Origin of the sequence: Arenibacter certesii DSM 19833 (assembly GCF_000429545.1) — a bacterium.
GTDB lineage: Bacteria > Bacteroidota > Bacteroidia > Flavobacteriales > Flavobacteriaceae > Arenibacter > Arenibacter certesii.
The window spans coordinates 1-19,305 of the sequence record NZ_KE386916.1 but is presented as its reverse complement, the minus strand read 5'-3'; the positions used below and the strand labels follow the sequence as shown (position 1 = coordinate 19,305).

Sequence of the window (19,305 nt, the reverse complement as noted above, 5' to 3'; positions counted from 1 at the left end):
CAATCCGCCGAAGCAATCATTTTAATTCGTATTCCTAATTTACAGTTTGTCGCGCTTCTCTGCGTTCCACTCGCAAAGACTAATTGCGAGGCTGGTTGCAAGTCGGAACGACGAAGCAATCAGCCGAAGCAATCTGTCGCTTGTTCTGACAGATCATCCCATCCTGGATTCTCCTTCTCTATCAGTGCTACTTTCCTTGCTCTATTCCCTGCTTTTAATTGTTTCTCCCTTCCTATGGCTTCTCCTATGTCTTGAAACGCTTCATAGTACACCAACTTATCTACATTGTAACGCGCAGAGAACGATTTCTTATAGTGCTTCTCCTTATGTTGCTGTATACGCCTTAGCAAATTAGATGTCACCCCCACGTACAGGGTGGTGTTGTTCTTATTGGCGAGTATGTATACAAATCCTGGTTTCATAATTTGCGAGGCGGGTTGCGAGGAGGAACGACGCGGCAATCAGCCGAAGCAATCTCCCCCTTTTTACGGTCATTGCGAGGCCGTAAGGCCGAAGCAATCTGTCAAATTCTTGCTGCTTGCCACGCTTCACTCCGTTTCGCTCGCAATGACAAAAGCTTGCCGCGCTCCGCCTACCTCACGGTAGGCAGGCTCGCAAAGACTCTCATTTTAAACAAACATTCTTTGCAACAACCCCTTTTTAAACTCCTGTGTTTTTTCTATTTGTTGATTAACCGCTTCTATTTTAGTATCTATGGCCGATAAATAATTGGCTATTTTTTGTTGCTCTTCAAGGCTAGGAAATTTAACTTTAATTTCGAGAAACGTTTTTTCATGAATACGTTTGCTTCCTGAACCACTAGCTATATTTTCTAATCTTGAATAGTAGTTTTTTCGACTCAGATAAAAAAGGACAAAATTCGGAACCACTTTTTTTGGTATAAAATCAATGGATGGAATATCACCTGATGAATAGAAACCATCAAATTCATCAGGTATTATGCCAAAGGCACCATTAAATAAATTTTGTTTTCCATAAATAAATTGACCTTTCCTTCTAACAAAATAGTTAGTAGCTCCTAATTTTAAACTTTCAGTATTATTATTCTTGAACAATCCCTTTGTGTGCAGTTTAACAGTTAATAATTTGTCGACGTTAAAGTTAGTTGGCTTCACTTTTTCAGGCAATTGCATTACCTCCCCCAACCGTTTCTCCTCCCAATCCGGAAACTCATTCCCATACTCATCCTTAAACCTCAATTTCCCAGTAAACAATTGCTGCATCACCCCTTTCTTATAGTCCTCCAACAATTCCTTCTTTTTAGTGAGCTGCTGTATTTTTTTGTCTACCGCAGATAAAAAGGAGGCTATTTTTTGTTGTTCGGGGAGGGAGGGTTTTGGAATTTCTAACCCAGATAATATTTGTTGATTTAGATTAGAAATGTTGGTACCACCTCCTAACAGTAAAAACTGTTTTTTAGGAGCTGCAGATTTAAAGAAAATTGCGTAGAAATATGGATGAATCTCCAACCCTTGATTAAATCTTGCCCTAATTGTAAAGCCAGAATATCCAATTTCTTCCTTTACTTTGTTTAAAAATAGAGCTCTACCAATTAAATCTTTGTTTCCATTCGATCTTACAAAAAGTAAATCATTGTCTTTTAACAAAAAAGCTTCTTTATGGCTTTCAGGAATATTAACTTTACTCAACGAATCATAGGATATACTCATATGATTTTTAAAATCTCCTACTCCAATAACTTTTAGCCCGGTTCCTTCCTGTTCTTTTCCGAAGTTTAATCCATTTTTGAATTCGGCAAGTTTGCCAAACTTAACTTTCTCCCACTCCCCTTCAAACTCTTTAAAGCGGAGGGCGGGGATGCGGGGTTCTTTTGATTTGGCGTTCCGTTTGGATTGGACAGTTTGCTTCGAGCTGGTTGCTGCGTCGTTCCTCCTGGCATCCTGCCCTCGCAAAGACGTCTCTTTTTGAACTGCTTGCTTCTTCCCTGGTTCGACGTTCCGTTTGGTTTCAGCAGTTTGCTTCGTCGTTCCTCCTCGCAAAGACGGTTTGTTTTGTGCTGCCATTAGAAAGGGGTTTCAATGTTTAACTGCTTACAGAAATCGGCTATGGTGGAGTCTGTGTCGGCTATTTCCTTGTTCAGGGCTTTTAATTCGGCCGCCACCGCTGTTAGGTCCACTGGGTCCTCTTCCTCAAACGTATCTACATACCGAGGGATGTTTAGGTTGTAATCGTTTTCCTTTATTTCTTTAAGCGAGGCCACATAGCTGTATTTATCCTCCACGGTTCGTTCTCTATAAGTATCAATTATTTTATTGATGTCTTCTTCGCGCAGCATGTTCTGGGTCTTCACCTTTTCAAAATGCTGACTGGCATCTATAAAAAGAACGTTCCCTTCGGCTCCGCTCAGGGACCTGTTCTTTTTTAACACTAAAATACAAGTGGGAATGCTGGTACCATAAAAGATATTCGCAGGCAAGCCTATTACCGCATCCAGATAATTACGGTCTTTTATAAGGTACTTACGGATATGGCCTTCGGCAGCACCCCTAAACAATACCCCGTGTGGTAACACTACCGCCATAGTCCCATTATCATCTAACTGATGCACCATATGTTGCACAAAGGCGAAGTCGGCCTTAGAACTGGGGGCCAATTTCCCATAGGCGGAGAAACGGTCGTCACTCATAAACAAAGGACTGGCACTCCACTTAGCAGAGAAAGGCGGATTGGCAACAATAGCCTCAAAACGTAAGTCTAGATGTTGTGGTCGCTCTAGGGTGTCCTCATTCTTTATGTCGAATCGCTTGTAATGCACATCATGCATAATCATGTTCATTCGACATAAGTTATAGGTGGTAGGATTCATCTCCTGTCCGTAATAGGCACCCACACTCTTTACCTCTTTGGCCACACGCAACAATAGCGAGCCAGAGCCACAGGTAGGGTCGTACACATTTCTAAGTTGCTCCTTACCCACGGTTACCAATTGCGCCAACACATTGGACACTTGTTGCGGGGTATAAAACTCCCCCGCTTTTTTCCCTGCACCACTGGCAAACTGCCCAATTAAATATTCGTAGGCGTCCCCAAGGACATCGCTCTCCGTGTTTTCCAGGTCGAAGTCTACCTCATCTAAATGCGTAAGGACTTTTACGATGAGTTCGTTTTTATCGTTTTCAGATTTTCCCAACTTGGAACTGGTGAGGTCCAAATCTTCAAACAGGTTTCCAAAATCCTCTTCACTTTCAGAACCCATAGTACTTTGCTCTATATGAGTAAGTACTTTAGCCAAATCTCCCAGAATAAACTGGTGCTTTCCACCGCCATTACCTCTTTTTGCCAATTCGCTAAACAAGTGTGACGGCTCTAAGAAATACCCCAACCTATCTAGGGCAGCATCTTTAATAGCAGCCATATATTCGGCTTCCTGGGGATGTCCTTCTATTTCTTGAAAAGTGAGTCCGTCTGGTTTTAATATTTTATTGGCATACAGGTTCATTTTTGTACTGAGGTACTTATAGAAAATGAATCCTAGAATATAATCGCGGAATTCATCGGCATTCATTTTACCTCGTAGGGTATTGGCAATGTTCCAGAGTTGTTGCTCCAGTTTTGCTTTCTGTTCTGTCATTATTTGGTAGGTGTAATTTTATTAAACCTTAAAGATATCCAATTATCCTAAAATTCCTATCGATTTAAAAAGCGTGTAAATAAAAAATGATTTCTTAAAAAACCTGTTTTACAGGCATACCTTAGTTGTTGATGTAGAAAAAAGAAAAGTCGCCCTATTAGGAAAAAAATTGATATGGCTTTAAACCTCAATAGCATTGAAAATCTATTGGTGAAAAACCCATTCGGCCATCGGTTTAATCAGATTACGATAGATTATTTTATTCATAACAGCAATAAAAATTATGTGCAAATAGCTGATTACATCGGAAAGGCAATGAATACCACACTAGTGATGCATGCACCTCATTGATTAGCGAGAATACATTCTATAAGGAACTGGTTCGGTTAAAGAGTAAAACAAGAAGAATAATACCTAGAGGTTATTACTTACAACACCCAGAAAAAATTTTAAAATTTATAGACTAAACAATTATTAAATCAACGAACCTTATTTTAATCGGCAATTCACCAAAACCACTTAAAAACAAGTGCAAAATGACCTTCAATAAACTAATACAAACCCATACCTGGGCAAGCATTGCATCCAAATTTTTAACAACCTATCCCGAGGCAGAGAAAAATATAAAGGGATATGAATTGGTGTTCGAAAAACTGAAAAAGATGGATCCTGAAAAAACGGATATGGGATTGGGTTTAAAATCGGTAATCGGTGAAGATGAAAATTATGTTGATGTTTTTGGACTACATAAAAACCCTAATACGAAAGAAGAAAACTACCCGCAGGGAATTGAATTCATACCATGGCGCCAATGGTTGGGGATGGAAGTTAGCAAAGAAAGCCTAGCTATTTTTACTGCACAAGACATAATTGTCCATTGTCTTTATGAAATGGCCTTTGTAGGCTTTTCCGAAGAGGATATACAAGCCTCGATTAACAGCATTAAGAAGAATAAAAAGGAGCGTAAACCAGTAACTGAGGAGGAACAGGATAAAATCAATGCCGCTGTTGAAGAAATTTTAAAAGAGTGGAGAGAATAGGAAAACAAGTTCAGTACATTTAAAAGTGAAATTAAAGAAGGAATTGACAGCGAAATTTCCAAAGATTTTGACCCAAACGAAAATCTAAAATCTTTAAAGGAAAATAAGTTTAGGAATGCCTCAAAACATGATAATCAACCCGACAGTTGATGGTTACTATAATCATCTTCAAAACAGTTTTTTTTTGATAGCGTTAAAAAAGAATATCAGTTATTTTATATGAAGGAATATAACAGTTCCACCCTTATCACCTATCAAAACAGCTAACAGCGTATTGAAACTTTACTTTACTAAATAGGCTCCTAAAAATAAGTGTACGCTTAAAAACCTTTGAAGTAAATTTCGTTACCTTAATTCGCTATACCGTATTCATTTAGAATAAGTTGAATGGATTTTGCGCCAGATTATTCTTTATCTTTATGAGAATCAATAAGTGAGCCGCAGAAAACAGGTATGTAATGGAATTAATTACCCGTAAAGGCCTTGTTTTTATAGTATGCCTTAATTGTAAATCGGGTTACCCCCACAGTATACGCATGTTATAGGCGCCTTCGTAAGACTGTATTTAAACGTTATTAAACCAGCACGAGGCTCAATTGGACCTCATTTTTCTTGGTTTGCGCAAGCCATTCCCCTGCAGCGTTCGGTGGCCAATGCATAAATGGTCTGCCACCGTTCCCCCCTCAATACCCTTAAAACTTCCCCGGAAACCTGAAGACACCTAATTTGATGCAAATCAAAGTTTTAACACTGAAAAATTCAGGAAAACGACATCAATTTAAATCAATTAAATATAAAATCATGAAAACACTTAAAGAACAATGCAACATCAGTAATGTACAGTTGAAGGAAGACTTAAGTATTAATTTAACAATAGAACTAACTGGGGAGCTATTGCGTATACGGAATGAAGAAAATACCCTTCCCATTGCTCACCTCTATTATTACGGTGATGATGGCTCTAAAGGGGACCAATTATTACATAAAGACGATAGCTATCACATCAAACTTTCTCAATCTAGCCTTATAAAGGATAACACTATTATTTCCAATTTCCTACCCTTAGATTTAGCAAATGAGGATAAAGTGGGCAAAGATGAAATATATGTCATTTTTTATTTGACAATGACATTTAAAACCATGGAAGGGGTAGCAATCGATGCGATGATCACAGATTTGGTGAGAACTAACACCATTAGAAAAGAGTTTAAAAAATGATCCCTCCCATAAAAAATTAAGTTAACTGCTTCTACATCGATACGACTAAAGCGCATAAATAAATTTAATTAATCTAATGCCCTGATGGCGTTGCCACGGCTCCGGAAGTCGGTAGGATAGGAGGGGATTGTCTATTAGACAGTCTTCTCTAAACCTCACTCAATATCACCCCCCTAAAAACGATACGTATACACGACCTTCATGGCCGCTCCTTTCTGAGTGGTAATCAGTCTTCTATCAACTCCTGGATTGTTTAGCCAATTGTGGTTATACACCAAAAACACATCGGTACCTGGTGTAATGATCCATCTAAAACGGGTATTGGTCCCTAGTAGCTCACTTACATCATCGAACTGAATATTGGAGGAAAGCGAAATATCAGGGGTAAAATCCAGGCCTAGATCCATTCGGAATAAATTGGTGCTAAACCCGCTATCAATCGTAGTTACCTCGGTATGCGTATACCCACTACTCAGATTAATACCTGGTGTTGGACGTACCGTAACACCCAATGCCCAACTGGAAATATTTCCGGTCCAAAATTCCCCGGCTTCGTATCCTACGGTGCCAGATACCTTGCGATAAGAGGCGGAGGAGGCCTCTACCTCATACCTCCAATTCACATACTCGGAGGCGGGTACGATTACGGAACCGTTGTTCAGTATATCAAAATCTTCCTCTAGAAATTCGAAGTTCCTTGCTACTTCCATCCCTATTCTATCATCAGATTCAAATCGGATCGACCCCAAGTTAAATCTCAGATTTTCAGTGAGGAGTTGGTTTTCCAAAGAAGTGAGATACTCATAATAAACACCCCATTCTATTGCTCTTATAATCTTGCTTTTTTCAAACAGCGGGGCATAATTTAGTGCGGGTTGTAGTCGTTTAAATCCGTTACGTTGATTAAACCCTACCGCGGGATCATAATCTTCTCCAAACTCCCTGTACGATACCCAGGCCGACCAAGGTTGGTTGGGGAAATTAAAACGAAATCCCCGCACCGATCTGTCAGATAAACTAGTAGTATCATCAAAGGGAGAAGCGGGGTTATGCCCAATAAAAAAGGCTGAGAATTGGAGTGTTTTACTACTAAAAAGCGCTGAAGTACTTAAGTTTAGATCGGCTCCCCAGGTCTTTCTATCTTGGACGGGGGTACCCAACAATAGGTCGTCTTCGGTACTTCTATGGGTATACAACACACCAATGGAACTCTCCTTCCAAAAATTGCGCCTATACCTAGCTACTGTAAAATTTTCCGGATTAAGCTCCCCCTTTTTTCCTGTACGCACGTGGATTAGGGCTATGTTATTCTTGCCCACATTTCCTACGAGTCGGCCACCATAGGTTATAGGGATACGCATCCCGTTCACTAGTCCGATCCTGCGACTAAAATAAGGGTCTACCCCACTAGAGGGTGCAAATTGCAAAATGGAAGATCCCTCCAGAAAAAAATCCCTTTTTTCGGGAAAACGCAACGGAAAACGGGTCAGGTTTATTTGTCGGCTGTCCACCTCTGCCTGAGCAAAATCGGTATTGTAGGTAATAGAGGCTTTCAATTGTGAGGTAATATTATAATTGATATCGAACCCTACATCGGCCGTCGTATTACTGACGGACTCCTGGTTCTCCACATCATTTTCCTTGCTAGACTGGGCAATGGCATAAGGAATAACCTCCAATCCTACTCCTTGAGAAGGGTTTACGAGGCCCGTAAGAATACCGGCATTCTGTGGGCGTAACAACCCCTGGTTTCGTCGATTCCCCGTCCATAGTAGTTCTTCATTTTTGCGCCGTATGGTTCTTTGAAAATTAATCCCCCATACCTCCCTTTTTGTATCAAAATTTATGCTACTAAAGGGGATCCTGATTTCTGCCGACCAACCAAAATCGCCCACATAGGTCCACGCTTTCCATATCCCATCCCAGTCCATGTTGAGCGTTTGACCTTGGCCCGAAGAAATGAGTCCATCTCCTCGTAATCCCAATGGGTTGATCTCAAAGAAATAGGCACTTCGCTTGTCCATGAAGGTGTCTAAGATCAATCTAAAACGATCGTCGGTCTCTAGGGAGGCATCCCGTTTCTTTTGAAAAGCCTTTATACCAGACGGATCACTATCAAAACAAATCACAGCGATATAAAGATGTTGACTATCATAGGCGATTCGTACTTGTGTTTGCTCAGTTGGCATACCACCCTCCATAGGTTCTTGCATAAGAAAACTGTCTTGGGCCGGAATAGCCATCCAAAACGCTTCATCTACTATCCCATCCATAAGAAGCTCCCTACCATTAATGGAATACGCCTTAATTTCCTTTGAATCGTTTTCAGGATCATTGTCCTGCCCAAATACTAGCAGAGGAAGAAAGTAGATGTGGATTAGAAAAATGGCACTTATCAGATTTTCAATAAAGTGCTGCTCTAAATCAGGTGTTTTATATCGCATTTGATTTTATCATTTCCATTTTGAAAGCAAATTATTTTCTGGCGCAACACTTTAATGCCGGCGCGACTCTCCCTCTTTGGTGCCCTATTACCTATTGCACCCATTTTAATAGGAATTACAAATCCTAAGCAACTTATGCTATTAAAGATAAAAAACAAAAGATTAGGACCGAAGTAATCCCATGCCAATCAGTTAAATAAGTAGATGATGGAGAATATTTGGATAAAGAAAAATGAATATCCACCCTAAACTTAAATATCATAAAATTTGGATGCATTGCCAACTGAGCTATTACCTGAAAAATTAGAAGTCACCTCCGGTTCAATACAGAGTTATGAATGCGTTTATGTTAACGAAGTTGATATGGAAATAACAATCACCTTCTATAATGAAGGCATCCCTTTCGTGGAGATTTAGGACACTATTTAATACTTCAAGAAAAATGATAACTTATGCGTTTTTAACGCCGCGTTCAAGTTTGTACGGAATAGTAATAAAATAGACATGTGCGCACAAATCGAGGCTAACTTTTAAGAAAAACAAAGCAGAATACAACACCTGTAAATCGTTAACTACAAGAATGTTAAACAGAATAATTGAGTAAACACACTTACGTTATTCCTTTAACCCCATCCTCCTCTTTCAAATACCTTTTTTAATACTGCTATTTAATTTTCAAATTCTCATTTAGCCTATCAATCTTGACTTGCGAATAGTCATTTTCACCTACCTCTAAAGCCTTATTAAAAAATTCCAAGGCTTTAATGGAGTCATGCTGTGCTAAATAAAAATCACCCATTGAATCATATACATTAGAACTATTAGGGTAATTCTGTATGTTCATCTTAAAAAAAGTATTCGCTTTATCTAGGTGGTTGTTCCTCATAAAGCCATATCCCAGTGAATTAATAAATGACTCTGCGGGTAGTGATTCATATCCAAAATGAGAAGAAACCAACTTATAATGGACATCAATCATGCTTATCATTTCTTCAATAGATAGATTAGAGTTTGGTTTTAAAAACTGATCGGCCCCCTTAAATGAATACCAAGGGAAAAGAAATCTGATCGCGTCATATTCCGCTATCAACGGTACACTACCATGGGTATCGTTTTCGTAATATTTCCATTTAAAATGCAAACCATTGGCTTGTAAAGAGTCGGCAGCATTAACAAACTTTAAAATTGATCTTATATGTACAGTGGTTTCGGTAGTATCTTTTACAACATCTTCAATAGACATTTCCTCTTCCATCGTATTTGCTACTCCAACATATAAGGCCTTATTCGAATATGTTGTATTTGAAATAACGTCTTGATACTTTTCTAAAAGCTCTTGATTATCCCACCATAAACTGGGGTCAATGGCGACGTAATTGCTAAATATTTCTGGTCGATCGACTAAAGCATCGATAACGATTAATCCACCTAGAGAATGCCCCACAAAAGTTCTATAACTAGATGCAGGATATTTTTCCTCAATATGGGGTATCAGTTCTTTTTCAATGAAAGTCAGAAAGTTTTTGCCACCTCCAGAAGTTTTAGAGGATATACTATCTCCAAATACCTCGGCCACATGCGTTGGTGACAAATCGCGCATCCTATCGTTATTAGTTATCCCGACTACTATCATTTCAGGTAAAAGGTCATTTCCATTTACAGCGCTTAATTGGTTCACCATTCCGGTCAACGAATAAAAATGTGCTTCTCCATCTAACAAGTACAATACTGGATATTTGGTATAAGTTGTTTTTGACTGACCCAGATTATTAGGGACATGTACCCAAAATTTCTGTTGTTCTTGTAAATTATCTGAATAAATACTGTCTATAACACCTATTACAATTTGATTGTCCGATGGTGGGGCATGTGGTGTTTTTTTAGCTTCACAATTCCACAGAGTTAAAGCAATAACGGAAATTAATAAGATTCTCATGATCATGTTTTAGCTGTCACTAATAATTACTATAACTCTATTTTGGTTGTAATTAATTTGAACTAATTGCAAACAAATACACATCAATACACTGCTTAAAATTTAAGCTGTAACTGACAGTTGTGAGGGTGCTATTTCTAAACAACGATAAAACACTTACCACTTTTCTGTCTAAGCTTAATTATAAGGGAGAACTAGAATAATAATTTTGCGGTGTATCCTGGAGGGGAAGTATTATAAATGTAAAAAAATAATGGTTATGAATTGACCTTGATAATCAAAACATCAAGATACAATCCAAAAACACTGTGCTGATTTAGCGTATAAATCAACCCAATGTCAACGTTGCACCACCCTTTTAGGCTGTGGTAGTTTCAGTATTGATTAGCTGCAATTGCTTCCAACCCAATACCGCAGAAAGTCCTTTGGTGTGAGCTTGATAAGAATGGTAGACTATATGGTTGTTTAAATCCAAAATAACTGGCCAATGGATATCGTTTACCCCCTGCCCCATTACTTTTAATATAGCGGTTTCAACAAATTGAGCACTAATTGCTCCAACGATACGAACCTGATCCCCTTCTAATTTACCAGAAAGACCAATGTAGAAATCAGCGGGATTCCCTGAAAATGAACAAGAAGGGAGTTCACTTATTAAAGGGGTAGTAGTACTCCCGTCATTAATATTAATAGTACCTGGCTCAACCATATCTTTTACTTCTTTTAATGACTAAAAATAAATATTTCTACTAAAAAACAACACTTCTCAGAAGCAATAATCAGAACTTTCTTACGATATCTTCCTACACAATTATAAATCAATAATTTGCAAAAATTATATTTTCAAGAATTTTTTGAAAGAGCGACACTATTCATGTTGAATTCGGTACTCCGACTAGTAATAAAGGTACCCATTATACCATAATTAAGCGTGCTGTAATAACTAAAATTATGATTCAAATCAATTTTAAGAACAGGTTACTAAGGTTTCAAAAAGCTGCCTAATAAACCTTATCCCGTCCTTTTAATTTATTTTTAAAATACATCCTTAGGACCATATATCAAATATATCCTTCATTAGAACACCACTTGAACATACTGGACATACGGCTAATAATCTTGGATAATGCGTTTTGATTTTGCTAAGAATCGAGTTTATAGGTTGTTAATCGAAAATATTGATTTTCGATTAATTTAACTTTAATCGTTCTAAAGTTAAATGCCCTATCCTATAGTGATCATCCTATTCATCAATTACCATTAATCTTATCCCTTCTCTGGTTTGGCTCCTTAAATCCCTTTTATAACTCCTCTATATAGGACCTTAATTCCTTCATTGGTTTTGTTATAGCTACTCGTCCAGAGCGTACAAACTCTAGCACTCCATAGGGTTGTAAATTTTCCAAAAGCAATTGGGTTTCTTCTACGTGACCTGTTTTTTCAATGACCATAAAAGTGGGATCCACGGTAAGGATTCTGGCGTGATGTTTCCGGATCACCTTTTCTACATCCCCATTGGTCAAAGATTCCGTTCTCATCTTGTACATGGCAATTTCTTGATGTACTATTTCGGATTCTTCGTGGACAAAGGCCTTTAAGACATCAATTACCTTTTCTAATTGCTTAACTACCTTATCTACCTGATCTCTAGTTGTTCTTAAAACAATGGTATATCTAAATACCCCTTTAACTTCCGATTCTGAGGCCGTGATACTATCTATATTCAAATGCCTGCGCGTAAATATGATAGTAACGCGATTCATCATCCCGATACTATTTTCTGTAAAGACCGATACTGTATATGTTTTTTCCATTTTCTATTAGTTTAAACGTACTTCTGATACGGATGCTCCGGTTGGTATCATGGGGAACACATTTTCCTCTTTTGCCACCATAACTTCTAATAAATACGCCCCTTTATGATCTAGCATTTCTAATAAGATTTCTTTTAAATCTGCCCTTGCTTCTACTTTTGAAGCTTCAATACTATAGGATTTGGCCAGCGCTACAAAATCTGGACTTACCATATTGGTAAAGGAATAGCGTTTCTCAAAGAACATCTGTTGCCATTGGCGTACCATCCCTAGGAAACGGTTATTTAAAATGATGATTTTTATATCTACTTCACTTTGTAGTATGGTTCCCAATTCTTGCAGCGTCATCTGAAATCCGCCATCACCAATGATTGCAACCACGGGTTTATCTGGAGCTCCAAATTTTGCGCCTATAGCAGCGGGAAGGGCAAATCCCATAGTTCCCAAGCCACCAGAGGTAACATTACTTTTTGTTTTGTTGTATTGATAATAGCGCGCAGCCATCATCTGGTGTTGCCCCACATCGGTAACCACAACTGCCTCCCCATTCGTGATTTCTGAAAGCATTCTAATCACTTCGTCCATCTTCAATTCTTCGGAATGCAATTCCTTTGCGTTTTCTGCCAAGGTTTCCACTTCAACTTTTTTAGCATCTTTAAATTCTTGCAACCAGGCAGTATGTTGTTTTTCCTGTACCAGATCCAATAATAAGGTCAAAGCTTCCATAGCATCGGCATGTACCCCAACATCAGCAGGGATAATTTTATTTAATTCGGCCGCATCAATATCAACATGCACCACTTTGGCTTGTGTGGCATACCTGGAGACATCCCCGGTAACCCTATCATCAAAACGCATCCCAATGGCAATAAGCACATCGCATTCGTTGGTTTTTATATTGGGTGCATAATCGCCGTGCATTCCTAAGAATCCTACATATTGTGGATGGTCATTAGGAAATGCGCCTAACCCTAACAAGGTAGATGCTACTGGGATTCCAGATTTTTCAACAAATTCCACTAGTTGCTTTTCCGCATTGGATAACATAATTCCCTGGCCTATTAATAAAAACGGTTTTTGGGCATTATTGATTAGGGATGCAGCTTCTTCCAAGTCCGATTTATTTATCCTTGGTCTCCCTCGGTAACTGCGGATGTGGGTACATTTCTCATACTGAAACTCCATTTCCTCAAATTGCGCATCCTTGGTAATATCGATCAATACCGGTCCAGGCCTACCAGATTGTGCTATATAAAACGCTTTTGCTATAGCAGCAGGAATGTCTTCTGCTTTGGTAACCTGACAGTTCCACTTGGTTATAGGCATGGAAATCCCTACCACATCGGTTTCCTGGAAAGCGTCGGTACCCAATAGATGGGATGCCACTTGCCCAGTAATACATACCAAGGGGGTAGAATCGATTAAGGCATCTGCCATGCCGGTTATTAAATTGGTTGCTCCCGGTCCTGAGGTGGCAAATACCACCCCTGTTTTCTTAGAGGTTCTAGCGTAGCCCTGAGCGGCGTGAATAGCACCTTGCTCATGACGTACTAAAACATGGTTTACCGTACTCACATAATCATACAAAGCATCATAGATGGGCATGATAGCTCCTCCAGGGTATCCAAATATAGTATCTACCCCCTCAGCTACTAGGGACTTCATTACCGCTTGCGCTCCTGTGGTTTTTGTTGAGTTCATTTCTTGTTCTTTTAATTTTAATTTTTCCGTTACCCCCTGGGGTGATTGAATTACTTTCTAATAGTTTGAATGAAAAAACCTTTCTCAGTAGGATGAAAAAGGCTAGGAATTGTATAATACCAACCTATCTCACCCTGGTCGGCAAATAATGATGGTGATAATATTGGTGTGTATTTTCATTTCTTGCTATTAATAAAAAAGCCTCCTGATTTCTCGGGAGGCTTTTTAATATTTTTATAAAATATGGCTATAGCATTCCCTCTGCAGATGTGTTCATCACAATTGCAATAATAATTGAAAGAATAATAGCGGTGTTTTTCATCGTTTTTCTAATACCATGCAAATCTAGACAAAAAAATGATTCGATAAATATTCTGCGTAAAAAAATAGTATTCGCAATTAAATGGGTGAATAACTGAATTTACTTTAACATATGAGACTAAAGTAATATCCATTTAGGTGATAACTTGTTATAAAACATGTATTTCTAAAAACAAACAGCGGCATTTTTTGCTCATAAATTCAATAAAAAGGCCATTTTTATCAAGAATAATGCAAATGTGCACTACGCCATTGCCAAAATTTACGTTTCACTTCGGTTTTTTCTAATCCTATATTCAGTGATAAGGTTATTCAGCTTGTTCCATTTTTGGAAATCCGATAGTAAATTATCCCTAATATCTAAAAACATATAACCAAAGAAGGATATTATGAATATTAAAAAAGTTATTGATAAAAAATTGAACGTCATTATTTGTGAATTCTCCTTATAAGTATCCATCAACGCAGCAATATAAGTACTCCACAACGGAATAAATAAGGCCCCGAATAGGGTGAAAATAATTACTGAGGATGTTTTTTCCTTATTTTCTTTTTCCTTAATCTGTTTTTGAATTAAATCTAAATTTAGTTCCGATTCATTTTTTATTTTCTCTCCTAACTTCTCTAAAAACAAGTCATTAAATTTATTGGAGCTCCATTTAAACGTAGAAATATACATCTCAGGAAATTTATTTTTAACCGTTTTTCCATTTAAATAGATTAGAAGGTAGAACGAAATAACAACAACTAGTATCCCGCCAACCGTCCATAAGAATTGATTGTGAGTAATAAATAAATACCAAAAAGTGATAAGTAGGATGCCTCCCACAAAAAGAATTAAATTGGAAATTTTCCTATTATCCTTAGTTACTAGGGAAGAAAAGGTCAATTCCTTCTTATAAAATTCAAAAAGTTCATTAATCATCTTTTTTATTCCTTAGTGTAATAGGTTAGTACTATAGAAAAACCTAACGTTTATTCAGATTCCTATTTTTTGGTTACATAAAAACCCAAATTTATAAATTTACTGGATTTAATCCATTACCGAAGACGAAGCCATAACGTATGGATAGTAATATATAGGGGAGTGAACCTAGCTAACCTAGTATCAAATAAACCATTTGAGTAAAACAATGACTATCTGCCCTCTATTCTTCCTTAGGGATTAATTTTTAAAGAGAATGGATCTTCCCAAAAAAGAACCAGCGACTTGTTTAACCGAGGGTTTAAAATAATAAGCAAATCATAAATCTACATCATTCATTAGTCCTAATTCCAATTATCCAATTAAAGCACTCAGTTTTGGGTGCTTTTTTAATTGAATTTCTTTTTCTCAATTATAAACGTCATCTAAATTCCCCAATTAGAAGTATAGTTCTATTGAAAATGTAATGATAAAACCCCTCCTAGCAGGAATAAAACTGCTAGTTCAAAATAATTGGGTAACTTGTGCCAGTATTGAAATGCGTGGGGTGTTCTGAAAAATTCAGGACTGAGAACAAACCCAAAAACCTGATTTGGATAATGCCAACGTAGGGATGCATACATAGGATACGTACGTTTCCATTGCACCATCCTGTTGGCTCCCTAAGGATGGTTTTTAATTTTTAAAAGAATTATACCAATGGAAATAGAAAAAGTCAATCAACAACTTGTACCCGAAAAGACGCAGACCTGGCAAGGAAGATCAGAATGGTTCTTTAATAGGAAATATACAGATACCTATGAGGAATATTATGAGGGGCCCTATAAACGTGCCGAAGTTTGGCAGAAAAAGATTTTGGAGCAACTTATCTCCAAAGATACTCGCGTAAAAACCTTACTTGAATTTGGATGTGGCACTACCCGATTTACACGTTGGTGGAAAGATATTGGAATTAAAGCCACTGGAGGCGATATTTCTCCCTTTATGCTCTCCCAGGCCTTACATCGTTTTGATGGGGATTTGGTAATGGCAGACTCCCACCACCTTCCCTTTAAAGACAATACGTTTGATGCCCTGGCCTTTATTACCACCTTTGAATATTATAAAGACCCGGTAAAAGTAATCCGTGAAGCAGCCCGAGTGGGAAGGCATGGAATTATTATGGGGATGATGAACCGGAATACCCCTAAACTAATTAGGCGCAGAACACAACAGCTTTTTGGAAAGAACGAGTTTTATGTGACTGCTACCTTTTATACGCCCAAAACCTTAATAAAAACTATTGATAAAGCTTTGGAAGGAAGGGATTATACCATTGAATGGACCACAACAGGACTCCCAAAATGGTTTCCGGTACAAAAATGGAATGTACCTATAGGCGACTTTTTTGCGCTGTACGTAAAGTTTAATGACTAGTTATGAAAGTACAAACAGGAAAAATTACACATACCGATTTCAGGCAGTTTATTGAGTACAAGTGCGGAAAGCATAGACAGGAGGTGATTGCCGGACCTCAATTTGGGGTAGATGTTTCTATAGTAAGTTTGCCCAATGGGATGGCCATGGCCATGGCCAGTGACCCCCTATCGCTTATCCCGTCCCTTGGATTAAAGGAATCGGCCTGGTTATCTGTACAGCTGGCAGCCAATGATATAGCTACTACAGGATTTTCCCCTATGTACGGTCAGTTTGTTTTAAACCTTCCGGCTACTTTCTCCCAAAAAGATTTTGAAGTGTATTGGGATTATATCCATCAATTTTGTTCAGACCTAGGGATAGCAATTACAGGCGGACATACGGGGTTTGTAGAAGGAAATAACTCTACCATTGCCGGCGGAGCTACTTTTACGACTATTGCGAAACAAAATGAACTACTCACAACGAAGTTGGCATCAGTTGGCGATGTTATCTTAGTCAGTAAATGCTGCGCTATTTCTTCTGCCGCTATTTTGGCTATGAGCTTTCCTAAAACGGTAAAGAACAAAGTGGGTACCGAGCATTATAATTTGGCCTGTGAGTCCTTTTATGATATCTCGGTTATGAAAGATGCGCTAACCGCTGTAGGTGATAGAAGGAACAATGGTGTTACTGCCATGCACGATGTTACGGAAGGTGGGGTGCTAGGTGCTATTTATGAATTGGCCGTAGCCTCTGGTAACGGGGCTATAGTTTATAACGATAAACTACCCGCTGGAGAAACGCAATCTAGAATATGTGAGGTGTTCTCTATTGACCCCCGTTATTCTATAGGCGCTGGCGCCATGGTAATCACTTGTAAAAAAGAATCGAAAACTAAAATCTTAGCTCAATTTGAAGCCAATAATATCCCTTGCACCGAAGTTGGAGAAATTACAGAAAAGAATAAGGGGATAACGCTCATGGAAAAAGGAAACCAATCTGATCTAATTTATAATGAAAAGGATCCTTATTGGGGGGCTTTTTTCAAAGCATTGCAACAAGACTGGAAATAATTATGAATAAAAAATCTATTAAAGCAGGTATTTATTTGGTCATCGACCCTTCTATGGAAGAGGTAACAGTATTAAGCAAACTACAAATAAGCCTGGAAAAGGGAATTGCAGCTGTTCAGATTTGGGACAATTTTAAAAACGTAACGAACGTAGAGGGACTTGTACAGAAAATTTGCACGCTATGTGCAAATCATCACACTCCAGTTTTTATCAATAACCGATGGGAATTTTTAAAAACCATAGATTTAGACGGAATTCATTTTGATGAAATTCCAACTAAGCTAGAGGAGATTAAAAAGGAAATCAATAAAGAGGTTCTTATTGGACTTACCTGCGGAAATAATTTAGACCATGTTAAATGGGCATCCGAAAACCAGTTGGATTATATCTCTTTCTGCTCCATGTTCCCCTCCCCTAGTGCGATAGATTGTGAAATAGTGACCCAGGAAACCGTGAAAAAGGCAGCGCAAATCTTTGATAAACCCCTCTTTTTAGCAGGGGGGATTGCTCCCGAAAATATCAATCAATTAGATGGTCTAAATTATCATGGGGTTGCCGTGATATCTGGAATTATGAATGCAGCGCATCCCGATGAGGCCATAAACGAATATCGTAAAAAATTAAACAAATAAAATGAGAATAGAAACTATAGAAAAATTGTGTTGCCCTTTTGATAAGGCAGATTTAACGTTACGAATTATTACAAAAGACGAACAAGATAATATTTTAGAGGGCCTACTTTCTTGTGGGGAATGCAATCGTGTTTACCCCATAGTCACTGGAATCCCTATTATGAGTCCGGACGAATACCGCGATTTTGAACGGGAACAACCTATGTTGGAAAAATGGGAAAAACTATTGGAAGATAAAGGGGAGGAATTTAAGATTGTTGAAGGGAAAGTGATAGCAATCGAAAAGGTATAGGAAGTGAAAATTGCTTTCTATCTAGTGTAGGGGACTCATTATTTAACTATCTTAATAGGATTAAAGCGTGGTGATTCCACCATCGCTAAAATCCTCAAGATAGAAGTTAGAGGGATATAAGAGCAGATTCGAAATGTGAAATCATGAAAAAGAGCCAGATATTGACTTTAGGAATTGTAATAGTCGATATCGTTTTTATTGGCCTTTGGTTTTATTGGTCGCAACCAGAAGTTAAAGATTCAATAAACCACTTCATGGTTGTTCCAATTCTATTTGGCATTAACTTACTAATAGGGTTGCTGTTTTATTTCATAAAAAAGGTGTGGGCAACCGTGTTCTTTTTAAATGCATTTTTTTGTCCCTTACTATTTTATGCCATGTGGATTATGTGGTTTACGTATTGGGCTAAATGATATGGAGGTGTAATAGAGACACTTATTAGGTGTTGAAAATTACAGATAGTTACATACTGCAGTTTCCTAAAACAAAAATCTCCAACTTATATAAATAGGTTGGAGATTTTTTATTTTTTTGTTATAAAGTTTTATATATTTTTTGAGGCGCATTCAGAATTGACGCAACTGCTTGTTTATCAGGTATTTAATTCGTATATTTAGATATAATAAAACCCCGAAAACGAGTCTCTAGCTCAAAAAACGGGGTTTTTATCTTAATGTCTATGTCCAAGATACGAAGAATCCACGATTTCCAGCACAGTTTTACATTTTCCTCCCAGACCGAAGAGTTCGATGCGTTTTACGCCCGGTTTCTCGAAAGCGATCTTGGCAAGATCTATATCGCCATCCCTTGGGACGAACTGGTAGCGGCCCTTGGTCTGAAGGAAGCCAAAAAGGGCCCAAGGTGCATCTTCTGCGCCAAGGGCAAACTTGCCCTTATG

16 protein-coding genes and 1 riboswitch are annotated in these 19,305 nt (G+C 38.1%); of the genes, 7 read left to right on the top strand and 9 right to left on the bottom strand.

Features of this window, described 5'->3' with window-relative positions; all coding sequences use genetic code 11:
• Nucleotides 1–119: 119 nt before the first annotated feature.
• From G466_RS0120960 to G466_RS0120950, 3 genes are all read right to left on the bottom strand, one after another.
• Nucleotides 120–422 carry a GIY-YIG nuclease family protein gene (locus G466_RS0120960; RefSeq protein WP_034236345.1) on the bottom strand — a complete coding sequence of 101 codons (303 nt, stop codon included), beginning with the start codon at nucleotides 420–422 and terminating at the stop codon, nucleotides 120–122.
• Between the two features lie 207 nt (nucleotides 423–629).
• Nucleotides 630–2,045, bottom strand: a complete 1,416-nt coding sequence (locus G466_RS0120955; RefSeq protein ID WP_026815375.1) for a restriction endonuclease subunit S — start codon at nucleotides 2,043–2,045, stop codon at nucleotides 630–632.
• Nucleotides 2,045–3,613, bottom strand: coding sequence for a type I restriction-modification system subunit M (locus tag G466_RS0120950; RefSeq protein WP_026815374.1), 1,569 nt, complete (start codon nucleotides 3,611–3,613; stop codon nucleotides 2,045–2,047). The genes G466_RS0120955 and G466_RS0120950 overlap by 1 nt, the downstream gene beginning before the upstream one ends.
• Nucleotides 3,614–4,149: 536 nt before the next feature.
• On the opposite strand from G466_RS0120950, the gene G466_RS0120940 reads away from it, so the two are divergent.
• Together G466_RS0120940 and G466_RS0120935 are read left to right on the top strand one after the other, a co-directional pair.
• Nucleotides 4,150–4,653: a DUF6557 family protein gene (locus G466_RS0120940; RefSeq protein ID WP_026815373.1), complete on the top strand. Its 504-nt coding sequence runs from the start codon at nucleotides 4,150–4,152 to the stop codon at nucleotides 4,651–4,653.
• Nucleotides 4,654–5,454: 801 nt separating this feature from the next.
• Complete coding sequence (locus G466_RS0120935; protein ID WP_026815372.1) at nucleotides 5,455–5,871, top strand: hypothetical protein; 417 nt, start codon at nucleotides 5,455–5,457, stop codon at nucleotides 5,869–5,871.
• Between the two features lie 173 nt (nucleotides 5,872–6,044).
• Here G466_RS0120935 and G466_RS0120930 read toward each other — a convergent pair whose 3' ends face one another.
• The 6 genes from G466_RS0120930 to G466_RS0120900 form a co-directional block, all read right to left on the bottom strand.
• Nucleotides 6,045–8,315 (bottom strand): carbohydrate binding family 9 domain-containing protein, encoded by a 2,271-nt coding sequence (locus G466_RS0120930; protein ID WP_051315820.1) that lies wholly within the window; start codon nucleotides 8,313–8,315, stop codon nucleotides 6,045–6,047.
• A gap of 664 nt (nucleotides 8,316–8,979) precedes the next feature.
• Entirely contained in the window at nucleotides 8,980–10,251 is a 1,272-nt protein-coding gene (locus G466_RS0120920) for an alpha/beta hydrolase (RefSeq protein WP_026815369.1), read from the bottom strand.
• A 358-nt stretch (nucleotides 10,252–10,609) separates the two neighbouring features.
• Nucleotides 10,610–10,960, bottom strand: a complete 351-nt coding sequence (locus G466_RS0120915; protein ID WP_026815368.1) for a hypothetical protein — start codon at nucleotides 10,958–10,960, stop codon at nucleotides 10,610–10,612.
• 592 nt (nucleotides 10,961–11,552) lie between these two features.
• Nucleotides 11,553–12,065, bottom strand: coding sequence for an acetolactate synthase small subunit (gene ilvN / locus G466_RS0120910; RefSeq protein ID WP_026815367.1), 513 nt, complete (start codon nucleotides 12,063–12,065; stop codon nucleotides 11,553–11,555).
• Nucleotides 12,066–12,071: 6 nt separating this feature from the next.
• Complete coding sequence (ilvB, locus tag G466_RS0120905) at nucleotides 12,072–13,766, bottom strand: biosynthetic-type acetolactate synthase large subunit (RefSeq protein WP_026815366.1); 1,695 nt, start codon at nucleotides 13,764–13,766, stop codon at nucleotides 12,072–12,074.
• Nucleotides 13,767–14,349: 583 nt separating this feature from the next.
• On the bottom strand, nucleotides 14,350–15,012 hold the full coding sequence (locus G466_RS0120900; RefSeq protein ID WP_026815365.1) for a hypothetical protein: 663 nt from the start codon (nucleotides 15,010–15,012) through the stop codon (nucleotides 14,350–14,352).
• Between the two features lie 533 nt (nucleotides 15,013–15,545).
• A riboswitch (TPP riboswitch) is annotated at nucleotides 15,546–15,643 on the top strand.
• A 68-nt stretch (nucleotides 15,644–15,711) separates the two neighbouring features.
• On the opposite strand from G466_RS0120900, the gene G466_RS0120895 reads away from it, so the two are divergent.
• From G466_RS0120895 to G466_RS24045, 5 genes are all read left to right on the top strand, one after another.
• A complete protein-coding gene (locus tag G466_RS0120895) occupies nucleotides 15,712–16,428 on the top strand; it encodes a class I SAM-dependent methyltransferase (RefSeq protein ID WP_026815364.1) in 717 nt (238 codons plus the stop codon).
• A 2-nt stretch (nucleotides 16,429–16,430) separates the two neighbouring features.
• Nucleotides 16,431–17,483 carry an AIR synthase-related protein gene (locus G466_RS0120890; protein ID WP_026815363.1) on the top strand — a complete coding sequence of 351 codons (1,053 nt, stop codon included), beginning with the start codon at nucleotides 16,431–16,433 and terminating at the stop codon, nucleotides 17,481–17,483.
• Nucleotides 17,484–17,485: 2 nt separating this feature from the next.
• Entirely contained in the window at nucleotides 17,486–18,115 is a 630-nt protein-coding gene (locus G466_RS0120885) for a thiamine phosphate synthase (protein ID WP_026815362.1), read from the top strand.
• 1 nt (nucleotide 18,116) lies between these two features.
• Nucleotides 18,117–18,407 carry a Trm112 family protein gene (locus G466_RS0120880; RefSeq protein WP_026815361.1) on the top strand — a complete coding sequence of 97 codons (291 nt, stop codon included), beginning with the start codon at nucleotides 18,117–18,119 and terminating at the stop codon, nucleotides 18,405–18,407.
• 679 nt (nucleotides 18,408–19,086) lie between these two features.
• On the top strand, nucleotides 19,087–19,305 hold a 219-nt coding region (locus tag G466_RS24045), incomplete at its 3' end, for a hypothetical protein (RefSeq protein ID WP_157373859.1).

Excerpts from the sequence above, each read along its gene's own strand:
- G466_RS0120960 (WP_034236345.1), bottom strand. The coding sequence starts at position 422 with ATGAAACCAGGATTTGTATACATACTCGCCAATAAGAACAACACCACC.
- G466_RS0120955 (WP_026815375.1), bottom strand. The coding sequence starts at position 2,045 with ATGGCAGCACAAAACAAACCGTCTTTGCGAGGAGGAACGACGAAGCAA.
- G466_RS0120950 (WP_026815374.1), bottom strand. The coding sequence starts at position 3,613 with ATGACAGAACAGAAAGCAAAACTGGAGCAACAACTCTGGAACATTGCC.
- G466_RS0120940 (WP_026815373.1), top strand. The coding sequence starts at position 4,150 with ATGACCTTCAATAAACTAATACAAACCCATACCTGGGCAAGCATTGCA.
- G466_RS0120935 (WP_026815372.1), top strand. The coding sequence starts at position 5,455 with ATGAAAACACTTAAAGAACAATGCAACATCAGTAATGTACAGTTGAAG.
- G466_RS0120930 (WP_051315820.1), bottom strand. The coding sequence starts at position 8,315 with ATGCGATATAAAACACCTGATTTAGAGCAGCACTTTATTGAAAATCTG.
- G466_RS0120920 (WP_026815369.1), bottom strand. The coding sequence starts at position 10,251 with ATGAGAATCTTATTAATTTCCGTTATTGCTTTAACTCTGTGGAATTGT.
- G466_RS0120915 (WP_026815368.1), bottom strand. The coding sequence starts at position 10,960 with ATGGTTGAGCCAGGTACTATTAATATTAATGACGGGAGTACTACTACC.
- ilvN (WP_026815367.1), bottom strand. The coding sequence starts at position 12,065 with ATGGAAAAAACATATACAGTATCGGTCTTTACAGAAAATAGTATCGGG.
- ilvB (WP_026815366.1), bottom strand. The coding sequence starts at position 13,766 with ATGAACTCAACAAAAACCACAGGAGCGCAAGCGGTAATGAAGTCCCTA.
- G466_RS0120900 (WP_026815365.1), bottom strand. The coding sequence starts at position 15,012 with ATGATTAATGAACTTTTTGAATTTTATAAGAAGGAATTGACCTTTTCT.
- G466_RS0120895 (WP_026815364.1), top strand. The coding sequence starts at position 15,712 with ATGGAAATAGAAAAAGTCAATCAACAACTTGTACCCGAAAAGACGCAG.
- G466_RS0120890 (WP_026815363.1), top strand. The coding sequence starts at position 16,431 with ATGAAAGTACAAACAGGAAAAATTACACATACCGATTTCAGGCAGTTT.
- G466_RS0120885 (WP_026815362.1), top strand. The coding sequence starts at position 17,486 with ATGAATAAAAAATCTATTAAAGCAGGTATTTATTTGGTCATCGACCCT.
- G466_RS0120880 (WP_026815361.1), top strand. The coding sequence starts at position 18,117 with ATGAGAATAGAAACTATAGAAAAATTGTGTTGCCCTTTTGATAAGGCA.